This window comes from Agrobacterium pusense (assembly GCF_013285525.1).
GTDB lineage: Bacteria > Pseudomonadota > Alphaproteobacteria > Rhizobiales > Rhizobiaceae > Agrobacterium > Agrobacterium pusense.
Map to the genome: position 1 here is coordinate 1,067,197 of NZ_CP053856.1, position 12,054 is coordinate 1,079,250.

11 protein-coding genes are annotated in these 12,054 nt (G+C 58.4%); 5 read left to right on the top strand and 6 right to left on the bottom strand.

Going from position 1 to position 12,054, the window contains the following annotated elements:
* Positions 1-123: 123 nt before the first annotated feature.
* Positions 124-1,554, top strand: a complete 1,431-nt coding sequence (gene gndA / locus HQN82_RS05215; protein WP_004441685.1) for an NADP-dependent phosphogluconate dehydrogenase — start codon at positions 124-126, stop codon at positions 1,552-1,554.
* A 65-nt stretch (positions 1,555-1,619) separates the two neighbouring features.
* Here gndA and HQN82_RS05220 read toward each other — a convergent pair whose 3' ends face one another.
* The 3 genes from HQN82_RS05220 to HQN82_RS05230 form a co-directional block, all read right to left on the bottom strand.
* Positions 1,620-1,943 (bottom strand): RcnB family protein, encoded by a 324-nt coding sequence (locus tag HQN82_RS05220; protein WP_004441687.1) that lies wholly within the window; start codon positions 1,941-1,943, stop codon positions 1,620-1,622.
* 179 nt (positions 1,944-2,122) lie between these two features.
* Complete coding sequence (gene mgrA / locus HQN82_RS05225; RefSeq protein ID WP_173614615.1) at positions 2,123-3,154, bottom strand: L-glyceraldehyde 3-phosphate reductase; 1,032 nt, start codon at positions 3,152-3,154, stop codon at positions 2,123-2,125.
* Positions 3,155-3,276: 122 nt separating this feature from the next.
* Entirely contained in the window at positions 3,277-5,742 is a 2,466-nt protein-coding gene (locus HQN82_RS05230) for a beta-mannosidase (protein WP_173614616.1), read from the bottom strand.
* Positions 5,743-6,229: 487 nt separating this feature from the next.
* Here HQN82_RS05230 and HQN82_RS05235 point away from each other — a divergent pair, with 487 nt between their 5' ends.
* Complete coding sequence (locus HQN82_RS05235; RefSeq protein ID WP_034495714.1) at positions 6,230-7,282, top strand: LacI family transcriptional regulator; 1,053 nt, start codon at positions 6,230-6,232, stop codon at positions 7,280-7,282.
* 60 nt (positions 7,283-7,342) lie between these two features.
* On the opposite strand, the gene znuA is transcribed toward HQN82_RS05235, so the two are convergent.
* Positions 7,343-8,362: a zinc ABC transporter substrate-binding protein ZnuA gene (gene znuA / locus HQN82_RS05240; RefSeq protein WP_173614617.1), complete on the bottom strand. Its 1,020-nt coding sequence runs from the start codon at positions 8,360-8,362 to the stop codon at positions 7,343-7,345.
* A gap of 104 nt (positions 8,363-8,466) precedes the next feature.
* Between znuA and znuC the strand changes: the two genes are divergently transcribed.
* Genes znuC through zur form a run of 3 tightly spaced genes read left to right on the top strand, consistent with a single transcriptional unit; the run spans position 8,467 to position 10,635 of the window.
* Positions 8,467-9,414, top strand: coding sequence for a zinc ABC transporter ATP-binding protein ZnuC (znuC, locus tag HQN82_RS05245; RefSeq protein WP_173614618.1), 948 nt, complete (start codon positions 8,467-8,469; stop codon positions 9,412-9,414).
* On the top strand, positions 9,407-10,225 hold the full coding sequence (gene znuB, locus HQN82_RS05250; RefSeq protein ID WP_004441703.1) for a zinc ABC transporter permease subunit ZnuB: 819 nt from the start codon (positions 9,407-9,409) through the stop codon (positions 10,223-10,225). Before znuC ends, znuB begins: the two co-directional genes overlap by 8 nt.
* A complete protein-coding gene (gene zur / locus HQN82_RS05255; RefSeq protein ID WP_004441705.1) occupies positions 10,222-10,635 on the top strand; it encodes a zinc uptake transcriptional repressor Zur in 414 nt (137 codons plus the stop codon). Before znuB ends, zur begins: the two co-directional genes overlap by 4 nt.
* Before the next feature lie 39 nt (positions 10,636-10,674).
* On the opposite strand, the gene HQN82_RS05260 is transcribed toward zur, so the two are convergent.
* Both HQN82_RS05260 and HQN82_RS05265 read right to left on the bottom strand, forming a co-directional pair.
* Positions 10,675-11,208, bottom strand: a complete 534-nt coding sequence (locus HQN82_RS05260) for a gamma carbonic anhydrase family protein (RefSeq protein WP_035208846.1) — start codon at positions 11,206-11,208, stop codon at positions 10,675-10,677.
* A 27-nt stretch (positions 11,209-11,235) separates the two neighbouring features.
* Positions 11,236-11,925, bottom strand: coding sequence for a fumarylacetoacetate hydrolase family protein (locus tag HQN82_RS05265; RefSeq protein WP_072494366.1), 690 nt, complete (start codon positions 11,923-11,925; stop codon positions 11,236-11,238).
* Positions 11,926-12,054 lie beyond the last annotated feature (129 nt).

A 12,054-nucleotide genomic window follows, 5' to 3' on the forward strand; every position in this document is an offset into this window, starting at 1 on the left:
CCGCAAATATGCAAAGCTGATTTGCGTCATCAAAATTTAATCGTTTCAGTCACGCCCAGCCTTGCCGTTTGGTGATTACAGTGCCACAACACGACCACCAAAAAGCAAGATGGAGGCACATCCGTGGAACAGGCAGAAATCGGTTTGATCGGTCTCGGCGTCATGGGCTCTAACCTGGCGCTCAACATCGCCGAAAAGGGCAACAAGATCGCCGTATTCAACCGAACCCCTGAAGCGACGAGAAAATTCTACGCTGAAGCCGGCGAGTTGCAGGGACAATTGATCCCTTGCGAAACCATCGAGGAATTCGTTGCCGCCATTCGTCCTCCGCGCCCGATCATCATCATGATCAAGGCTGGCGATCCGGTCGACCAGCAGATGGAAATCCTGAAGCCGCATCTTTCGAACGGCGACATCATGATCGACGCGGGCAATGCGAATTTCCGCGACACGATCCGCCGTTTCGACAATCTGAAGGACAGCGGCCTCACCTTTATCGGCATGGGCGTTTCGGGTGGCGAAGAGGGCGCGCGTCATGGACCGTCCATCATGGTTGGCGGCACCGAGGACAGCTGGAAGCGCGTCGAGAAAGTGCTCACCTCCATCTCGGCCAAATATAATGACGATCCGTGCGTGGCATGGCTCGGCAATGATGGTGCTGGCCACTTCGTCAAGACCATCCATAACGGTATCGAATATGCCGACATGCAGATGATCGCGGAAATCTACGGCATCCTGCGTGACGGTCTGAAGATGAGCGCTGCCGAAATCGCCGATGTGTTCGGTGAATGGAACAAGGGCCGTCTTAATTCCTACCTGATCGAAATCACCGAAAAGGTTCTGCGCGCCGCCGATCCGATCACCGGCAAACCGATGGTCGATCTGATCCTCGACAAGGCCGGCCAGAAGGGCACCGGCAAATGGTCCGTCATCGAGGCGCAGAACATGGGCGTCGCCGCAACCGCCATCGAAGCGGCCGTGGCTGCCCGTATTCTCTCCTCGCAGAAGGATGAGCGCGAAGCTGCCGAGAAGATCTTCGGCCTTCCGGCCCTTGCAGCCGCACCGGCCGACAGGAAGGCCTTCATCGCCGATCTGGAAAGCGCGCTTCTGGCCGCCAAGGTCGGTGCCTATGCGCAGGGCTTCGCCATCATGTCGGCCGCTTCGAAGGAGTTCAACTGGAACCTGCCGATGCCGACGATTGCCCGCATCTGGCGCGCCGGCTGCATCATCCGCTCGGAGTTCCTCGATGAGATCACCTCGGCCTTTACCAAGGATCCGCATGTGGCCAACCTCATCGTGACGCCGGCTTTCTCCGCCGTCGTCAAGGAAACCGATGCGCCGCTGCGCCGCGTCGTTTCTTACGCTGCCCTGTCGGGCCTGCCGGTTTCGGCGCTGGCTTCCGCCCTTGGCTATTTCGACGCCTATCGTCGCGGCCGCGGCAGCGCCAATCTCATCCAGGCGCAGCGCGACTTCTTCGGCGCGCATGGTTTCGAACGCACCGACGGCGTGGACAAGCCGCATGGCCCGTGGGGCAGCGGCGCCGATATTTTCTGATCGGCCATTGGATAAAGATAAAGGCCCGCGCAAGCGGGCCTTTTTCATTTCACCGGTGCTTGGAATTAGCGAGCGGCGGCAAGGCCGACGATCAGGCCGCTGACGGCATTGATGAGCAGGAACTGGTTGTCAACGCGCACCCAGCGCTGGTCGCGGCGCGGTTCGGCCAGGCGGTAACGGCGATAATCGCGACGATCGACGAAATGACGACGCTCTGCTGGCGAGAGGCGCTGACCACGATCCCAGCGGTGCTTCTTGACGATGACCTTTTTCGTGACATGACGCTCGACGGTGACGCCGCGGTGGCGATCATCGTGACGGCCCTGCGCCTGAGCCATCGGGGCCGCGAGAACGGTTGCAGCCAGAAGAATGGTGACGAACTTTTTCATGGAAGTTTCCTCTCGTGTTTCAATGAGAAGAACTTACGAATAAACGAATGAACGGAAACTGAATTTAAAATTACAATTATGTAATGGTTGTTAAGGCTTAGAGGCGGAAGTTAATCTTTTGTTTTGAAGTTTCTTGACGCGGTCGGACCGCCCGGAATAACCGGGCGGTCTCTCCTCGGTCAGACGCGTTCGGCAGATTTTGCCCAGAGGTTGATATCCGCGTCCTTGGCATAGCGGTCGATTTCAGCGAGTTCTTCGGTCGTGAAATCCGGTTTGTCCAGCGCTTTCACACAGTCTTCAACCTGCTCGACGCGGCTGGCGCCGATCAGCGCCGAGGTGATGCGACCGCCACGCAGCACCCAGGCGATGGCCATCTGCGCCAGTGTCTGGCCGCGGCGTTCGGCGATGCCGTTCAGCGCACGGATATTCTCGACATTACGTTCGTTGAGGAAAGCCGGGTTCAGCGACTTGCTCTGCGATGCGCGGCTGCCATCGGGCACGCCGCCGAGATATTTCGTCGTCAGCATGCCCTGCGCCAGCGGCGAGAAGACGATGGAGCCAATGCCTAGTTCCTCCAGCGTATCAACGAGACCATCTTCTTCAATCCAGCGGTTGATCATCGAATAGCTCGGCTGGTGGATGATGCAGGGCGTGCCGAGGTCCTTCAGGATGGCAGCTGCCTCGCGGGTGCGCTTCGAATTGTAGGAAGAGATGCCGACATAAAGCGCCTTGCCCGAACGCACGATCTGATCGAGCGCACCACAGGTTTCCTCAAGCGGCGTGTTGGGATCGAAACGGTGAGAATAGAATATATCGACGTAATCCAGCCCCATGCGTTTCAGGCTCTGGTCGCAGGAGGCGATAAGATATTTGCGGCTGCCCCATTCGCCGTAAGGGCCTGGCCACATGTTGTAACCCGCCTTGGAGGAGATGATCATCTCGTCACGATAACCCCGGAAATCCGTCCTCAGGATTTCGCCGAAGGCGGTCTCGGCGCTGCCGGGCGGCGGGCCATAATTGTTGGCGAGGTCGAAATGGGTAATGCCGAGATCGAAGGCACGACGGCAGATGGCCTGTTTCATCTGATGCGGCGTATCGTTGCCGAAATTATGCCAGAGTCCCAGCGAGATCGCCGGCAGTTTCAGTCCGGTTTTGCCGCAATGATTGTATTTCATGGACGTGTAACGGTTTTCGGCCGGTTGCCAAACCATGGGTCTTCCTCCACTTGCTGATGATCGGCTGCCGAAGAACCCGGCAACCATTTGAACTGATGAGGGCAGGCCGCGACGCCTGTCTTCCCGAACAGGATGGTTATGCCTTTCTCCGCGTCGTTTCAATGCGGGGACTGGCAGCCATGAAGATCGAAGACACGGAAGTGCGGCTGTCCGCCGCCCGCTTTCGGGGTGAAGATGATACGCCGCGTTTCGCCGGCGGCGAGATCGAAAAGGTTGTCGGAATAACGCCCGGGTTGATCTGCCTCCAGCATGACGAAGAGCGCAAGCCCGCTTGCGGTGACATCTATTTCGAACTGCCCGTTTTTCAGCGTGCTGGTGGTGAATGTCAAACAGGCGGGCAGAAGTTCCAGCGCTTTATAGGTGTCGCGCACATGGTGGCCTTCCCCGGTCATGCCGTTGGAGGCGATGAAGCTCCAGGCAAGGATGGTGCCGTCAGGCAGGCTGCTCATGTCGATGTCGGTCAGCGTAGCGGCCTTGTCGGTCGTGCAGGTGCCGTTGGCGGATTTCAACGGCACTCGGTTGCCGTCCATAGTCAGGGCAACGATATTCATGTCGATCTCGACGTCTTCCGCCGTGTCGTTCACCATGGAGAAGTTTATTCGGCGTCCATCCTCCGCAGGGATAGCCGAAACCGTTACTGGCTGGAAGAAGCGGCGGGCGGCATAATGCAGCGCCTTCCAGCCGCCGCCATAATCGAGGCTTGACCACGAGGCGACCGGCCAGGTGTCGTTCAGCTGCCAGTATAGCGTTCCCATGCAATGCGGCTTCAGCGAGCGCCAGTAATCGACGGCCGTGCGGATAGCCAATGCCTGCTGGACCTGGCTCAGATAAACGAAATTCTCGAAGTCCTTTGGGAAGCGGAAGTAGCGGAACATCGTACCGGCGATCCGCTCGTTGCCGCCGGCATTTTTCTGGTGCAGTTCGATGACGGGGGAGGCGATGTTCATGTCCTTGTCTTCCGCATAGGTGCGGATGACCGGCATGGAGGTGTAGGACTGGAAACCGAATTCCGAGCAGAAACGCGGCTTCACCGAACGGTAATTGTCGAATGACTTGTTCTCGTGCCACACGGACCAGTAATGCATGTCGCCGGAACCATCCGCGTGCCAGGCATCGCCATAATCGAGATAACCGGAGGCAGGGCTTGATGGCCACCACAGGGCTTCGGGAGCGGCCTTTTTCAGGGCCTTTTCAATGGTGCGGTTCAGTCGGTCATAAGCCACAAGGTATCGGTCGCGATTGTTGCGGGACTCATCGAACCAGGTCAGTGCACCCACCAGCTCGTTATCGCCGCACCAGAGCGCGATGGAAGGATGCGAGGAGAGGCGTTTCACCTGATAATCAACCTCGTGTTCGACATTATCGAGAAAGTCCTCGCTGCAGGGATAAAGATTGCAGGCGAACATGAAGTCCTGCCACACCAGCAGGCCAAGATGGTCGCAGAGATCGTAGAACCAGTCTTCCTCATAAAATCCGCCGCCCCAGACCCGGATCATGTTCATGTTAGCCTCGACCGCGGAGCAGAGGAGGTCTTCGGTCTTTTCCCGGCTGGTGAGCGAATAGAGCGCATCTGCGGGAATCCAGTTGGCACCGCGGCAGAAGATTTCCCGGCCGTTGATGCGGAACGCGAAGCGGCTGCCGGCATCATCCTTATCGGTCAGAAGCTCGATGGTCCTGAAGCCGATCTGCCGGGTCACAGTCTCATCGGGCAGCTCCACCATCAGCGTGTAGAGCGTCTGCCCGCCACTGCCGGCAGGCCACCAGAGCTCCGGATTTTCCACGAAGAAGACGTGACGCACCACGGTTTCGCCTGCGCCGACGCCGCAATCGAGCCTCAGCCTTTCATCGTTGAGAGACAGATAAACCGGCAGGCTTGCCGGTCCCTCGGCAAAGAGGGTGACGGCCACATGCAGCTCGACGCCCCCGTCGATATGGCGCTGTGAGGTAACGACATGCTCGATCCGGGCCGTATCGAGCCGTTTCAGCAGGATTTTGCCGTAAAGCCCGAGTGGCGCGATCGCGATGTTCCAGTCCCAGCCGAAATGGCATTGCGGCTTGCGCAGCATATTGCCATTGGCGATAGGCGAATTCCCCGGATGATAGGGTATATAAAACGGCTGGCGCGCCTGCCGCTCCGCCCCGGCGGTTATATTGGAGTGGAAATGGATGCGAATGGTGTTTTCACCGGGGCGCACTGCACGGGAAATGTCAGGGCGGTAGCGACGGAAGCAATTGTCCGCGCTGAGCACCGGAACGTCGTTCACGAAGACAATCGCGACGGTGTCGAGATAGTCGATGTCGAGATACCAGCTTGCGTCCGCCTCATCGAGGATGAACGTTCGCTCAAGAACCCAGTCCTGTTGGGCCACCCATTGCACGGCCTTTTCATTGGCTCCGTGGTAGGGATCTGGAATGATGCCCGCATCTTTGAGTGCCGTATGGATATCCCCAGGGACGGTAAGCTCGGTCGTATGATCTCTGTCCACTGATGTCAGGCGCCAGAGCCCTGCCAGATCGATGACGGTTTCGGGCGTGGAGGAAGAAATCATGACGGAACCCTGCATTTATGAATTCAAATAAGAAAGCCGGCATTGTGATGCAGGCTTGTGTCAGAATCTGGGGAGGATGGACGCCGCAAGTGGCTAACCGCCCGCTTGCTCGGTCTCATGATACCCTCCCTTCGGCAACGTTACCGTAAAACCTCCATTCCGTCATGTCTTTCAGGTACAACATATGTCAGGAAAAATTTCTGGAACGGAGCATCAATCGCGGCCGGATGGATCGGTCTAAAGGTTATTTTATTTTTCGATATTATATCAATAAGTTATTATAATTTTTCAATGTTTATGATTAAATCATATATTGGCTGCGCAGCCATCACGGGCGGGCCAGAGAAAAGCGCAGTAAGAACCGGACATTTTTTCGAGCTACATCGTTATAGCCCAAACAGGGGCTCCCGCGCGGAAAGCGGATCCCGGTTGAGGACCTTTGCCTTTGCAACGACGTAAAAGCTATCTATGATCACCGTTCGGTCAAGCATGGCGAAATGACATGAACGATACTGGTAAATCCGGCGGGAGCGAAGCGCCCGTGACGACGGGCGAGCGCCCGACCCTGAAGACCATCGCTTACATGACGGGCCTCGGCATCACCACCGTTTCGCGCGCTCTCAAGGATGCGCCTGATATCGGCGCGGAGACCAAGGAGCGCGTGCGGCTGATTGCCCGCCAGATCGGCTATCAGCCAAACCGCGCCGGCGTGCGCCTTCGCACCGGCAAGACCAATGTGATTGCCCTCGTTCTCAGCGTCGATGAAGAGCTGATGGGTTTTACCAGCCAGATGGTGTTCGGCATCACCGAGGTTCTGTCCTCGACCCAATATCATCTGGTCGTAACGCCCCATATCCACGCGAAGGATTCCATGGTGCCGATCCGCTACATTCTCGAAACGGGATCGGCGGATGGCGTCATCATTTCGAAGATCGAACCTAACGACCCGCGAGTCCGTTTCATGACGGAGCGCAAGATGCCCTTCGTCACCCATGGACGTTCGGACATGGGCATCGACCATGCCTTTCATGATTTTGACAATGAGGCCTATGCCTACGAAGCGGTCGAGCGATTGGCTCAATGCGGACGCAGGAAGATCGCCGTCATCGTGCCGCCGTCACGTTTTTCGTTTCACGACCACGCTCGCAAAGGGTTTAATCGGGCAATCAGGGATTTCGGCCTTACCGAATTTCCGTTGGACACCGTTACAATCGAAACGCCGCTGGAAAAAATCCGGGATTTCGGCCAGAGGCTCATGCAGTCCGATGATCGTCCCGATGGCATCGTTTCGATCAGTGGCAGCAGCACCATAGCGCTGGTGGCCGGGTTCGAGGCCGCGGGCGTTAAAATCGGAAAGGACATCGACATCGTCTCGAAACAGTCCGCCGAATTCCTGAACTGGATCAAGCCGCAGATCCATACCGTCAATGAAGATATCAAACTGGCGGGCAGGGAGCTTGCGAAAGCCCTTTTGGCCCGCATCAACGGCGCGCCCGCGGAAACTCTGCAGAGCATCAGCCGCCCGGTCTGGTCCTCCATGGCGCCGAAGCCTTAAGGCACACGCAAGACCGAGCCGGCATGGCGCATTGGCCATGCCGGGCTTGATGAGTGCCCATCAGGACAAACAATTCTTCAGCGACCCGGCGATACCGCGCATCAGCTTGAAGTAAAGCTCCGGGCCTGGCTCCAGCGTTGCCGCTTCCGGATCAAGCGTGGCCGATTTCGCTGCCGTGCCTTCGGTGATGACCGAGACCAGCTTAGGCTCGAATTGCGGTTCGGCAAAAACGCAGGTCGCGCCGAGCTGGCGAACCTTTTCTTGCATCTGTTTGACGCGATCCGCGCCCGGCAGGGTTTCGGGGCTGACGGTGATCGATCCCGCCGTCTTCACGCCATAGCGATGTTCGAAATATTGATAGGCGTCGTGGAAGACAATGAACGGCTTGTCCTTCACCGGCTGAACCGTTTTGGCCAGTTCGGCGTCAAGTGTATCGAGATCATCGATCAGCTTTTTTGTGTTGGACTGATAGATCGCGGCATTGCCGGGATCGGCCGCGATCAGCGCGGTTTCGATTGCCTGGGCCATGGCCTTGGCATTGGCGGGGTCAAGCCAGAGATGTGTGTCATAGGTGCCATGCTCATGGGCATCGTGGCTCTCACCGTCGTGACCGGCGTGAGCGCCTCCGTCATGCTCGTGACCATGCTCGTGCGCGTCCGGCTTTTCGGCATGACCGTCATTCGCCTCATGGCCTTCTTCGCCATGATCATGCGCTTCAAAGGGCCCCCCTTCACGGAAGGGCAGCTTTTCCAGCCCCTTGGCATCTTCCAGTTCCACAACAGTCGCCTTGGCGGCCAGCGCTTCCAGCGGCTTCTCCAGAAATGCTTCCAGTCCGGGACCCACCCAGAAAACCACATCCGCCGCTTCGAGCTTGCGTGCATTCGACGGACGGAGATTATAGGTATGCGGCGAGGCCGCGCCATCGACGATGAGCTGTGGTTCCCCGACACCTTGCATGATGGCCGCAACGAGGGAGTGGACGGGCTTGATCGACACCACGACCTCGGGTGCAGCGGTGGCGCCGGAAGCGGCGACCGCGATTGCCATGGAGGCCGCGAGCGGGATCAGGATCGATTTCATGAAATGCACTCCACTTGAAGAACGTTAGTTATGTTATTACATTTATTGCGTAACTCTATAACGTATGCGATAGCGGTAAGCAACATCGCCAAACGGACAATCCCATGCTTCATTCCGCCCATCCGGGTAACGAGATACTGGTCTCCCTTGCCAATGCCGGCGTCCAGCGCAACGGCCGCTGGCTGGTGCGCGGCGTGGAGTTTTCCGTCAGCAAGGGCGAGATCGTCACACTGATCGGGCCGAACGGATCAGGCAAGTCCACGAGCGCGAAAATGGCGATTGGTGTCGTCAAACCAACCGAGGGGGTGGTTACCCGCAAGGCTGGTCTGAAAGTGGGCTATGTGCCGCAGAAGCTTTCGGTCGACTGGACAATGCCGCTTTCGGTGCGCCGACTGATGACACTGACAGGACCGCTCGCCGCCCGCGAAATCGACGCCGCGCTGAATGCGACCGGTATCGCGCATCTTGCCAATGCCGAGGTGCAGCATCTGTCCGGTGGCGAGTTCCAACGCGCGCTTCTTGCCCGCGCTATTGCCCGCAAGCCCGACCTTCTGGTTCTTGACGAACCCGTGCAGGGGGTGGACTTCTCCGGCGAGATCGCGCTTTATGAACTGATAAAAAATATCAGGAATTCAAATAATTGCGGAATTCTGTTAATCTCGCATGATCTGCATGTAGTGATGGCGGAAACCGATACGGTGATATGCCTCAACGGCCATGTCTGCTGCCGCGGCACACCGCAGGCGGTGAGCCAGAGTCCGGAATATATGCGCCTGTTCGGCGGCGCGGCGGCGAAGGGGCTGGCCGTCTACAGTCACCATCATGATCACACCCATTTGCCGGATGGCCGGGTGCAACATGCGGATGGCACGGTGACGGACCATTGCCACCCCGAGGATGGTCACCATCACGGGCATGATCTTCATCATGACCACGGGCATGACCATCATGACCACGGCCACCGCCACGATGATCATGGAGAATGCGGCTGCGGCCATGAACGTGACGACGACGCCCACCTGAACCAGCGGCAGGGAGAACGCCATGTTTGACGATTTCTTCGTCCGCGCCATGGTCGCCGGCATTGGGGTTGCATTGACAGCCGGTCCGCTTGGCTGCTTTGTCGTCTGGCGGCGCATGGCCTATTTTGGCGATACCATGGCCCATTCGGCGCTTTTGGGTGTTGCCCTGTCTCTGCTGCTGCAGCTGAACCTCATTGTCAGCGTGTTTCTGGTCGCGTCGGCCGTGTCGCTCCTTTTGATTTTCCTGCAACGGCGGCAGGCGCTGTCCGCCGATGCGCTGCTTGGCATCCTGTCCCACTCCGCATTGGCGATCGGCCTTGTCATCGTTGCCTTCATGAGCTGGGTCCGCATCGATCTCGTCTCGTTCCTGTTCGGCGACATTCTCGCCGTCACCCGCAGCGATATTGCACTGATCTGGGGCGGCGGACTGGTTGTCATCGTCTCCATGGTGTTCCTGTGGCGATCGCTGCTTGCCTCCACCGTCAATACGGAGCTGGCGGAAGCCGAGGGGCTGAAACCGGAACGGGCGAAATTGATCTTCACGTTGCTGATGGCGCTGGTGATCGCCATCGCGATGAAGGTGGTCGGTATCATGCTCATCACATCGCTGCTCATCATACCGGCTGCGACCGCCAGACGTTTCTCCGCTACACCGGAGGTAATGGCGGTGGTGGCCTCGCTGATCGGTGCGGTTGCCGTTGTTGGCGGCCTCTTCGGATCGCTCACCTATGATACACCGTCCGGTCCATCCATCGTGGTTGCCGCGGTGATCCTCTTCGTTATAAGCCTGTTGCCGGCGCCGGGTTTGTCCCGCTCCGCGGATGAAGGAGGCAAGTCATGAATGCGCAGACCCAGCAGAACCTCACCAAGAACCAGTCGCTGGTCATGAACGCCCTTTCAAACGCGCATCAGCCGCTCAGCGCCTATATGATCCTCGACAAGTTGCGCGATGATGGTTTCCGCGCGCCGCTGCAGGTCTATCGGGCGCTGGAAAAACTGGTGGAATATGGCCTTGTGCACCGGCTGGAGAGCCTTAACGCCTTCGTCGCCTGCACCCATACCCAGGCGGAGTGCTGCTCCAGTCACCATGGCACCGTCGCCTTTGCCATCTGCGAGTCCTGCGGGCAGGTCACGGAATTCCACGATCACGAGATCGATCACCGGCTGGAGCGCTGGGTGAAGGACAGCAAGTTCAAAGCGGAAAAGACCACCATCGAAATCCGCGGTCTTTGCGCCGCCTGCTCGGCCTGACGGACGATGGATGGAATGGGTATTGTTGCCCGCTCCCGATCACCTTTCGATGATCGCCAGATCCTGCGAGAAACGCTTCCAGTTTTCGACGTATTTTTCCGCTGAGCGACGAATCCCCGCCACGGCGTCGTCATCAAGCGTGCGGATAGCGCGCGCGGGCGAGCCGACGATCAGGGAATTATCCGGAAATTCCTTCCCCTCCGTCACTAGAGCATTGGCGCCGACGAGGCAGTTTCGGCCGATCTTTGCGCCGTTCAGGATCGTCGCGCCCATGCCGATCAACGAATTATCGCCGATGGTACAGCCATGCACGATAGCGTGGTGGCCAATGGTGCACATTTCGCCGATCGTTGCGGCAAAGCCGGGATCGCTGTGAACCATCACCCCTTCCTGAATATTGGTGCCGCACCCGACGATGATCGGCTCATTGTCTCCACGCAGCGTTGCACCGAACCAGATGCCGACGTCTTCGCCGAGCGTGACTGAGCCAATGACATTGGCGTCGGGAGCGATCCAGTAGCGATCCGCTGCAGGCGTTTGCGGCACACGGTCGGCAAGGCGGTAAAGCGGCATGTCGATGTCCTCCCTTATGTTCGTGCGTCAGACGACCGTCACCGACAGTGTGCCGACACCCTCGACGCCGCATTCTATGCGGTCACCGCGAACGATTGGACCAACGCCAGCCGGCGTGCCGGTCATGATGACGTCGCCAGCGGCAAGGGTGAACAGCTTGGAAAGCTCGGCAATCACTTCCGGCACCTTCCAGATCATCTGGGCGAGATCGCCCGTCTGCTTGCGTTCGCCATTGACGTCGAGCCAGATCGCGCCGGTTGCGGGATGCCCGATCCTGTCCGCTGGGACGATGGGGGACACCGGCGCGGAATATTCGAAGGCCTTCGCGCCCTCCCAGGAACGTCCCATCTTCTTCAGCCCGTCCTGCAGGTCGCGGCGTGTCATGTCGATACCGACGGCGTAACCCCAGACATGGTTCAGCGCTTCCGACGCCGGAATATCCGCTCCGCCGCTTTTCAGCACCACGACGCACTCAACTTCGTAATGCACATTCGATGAGAGCGACGGATAGGGAAAATCCTGTCCTGCGGGCAGCAGGTTGTCCGGGTTCTTCTGAAAATAGAAGGGCGGCTCGCGCGAGGGGTCGTGGCCCATCTCAATGGCGTGATCGGCATAATTGCGGCCGACACAATAGACCCGCCGTACAGGGAACAGATCGCTCGTGCCTTCGACGGGCAGGAGAACGGGCTTCGGGGCGGGGATGACGGTAGCGGCCATGTGGATTTCCTGTCGTCTTTTAGGGTGCAATTCTTGTCCCGCGATTCCGGCGCGATTTCCAGTTCAAAATTGCCTCGCCTGCAAAACTGGCTTTTTACGGTCCTTTGCTGTAGAAGCCGGCGCAAAGAG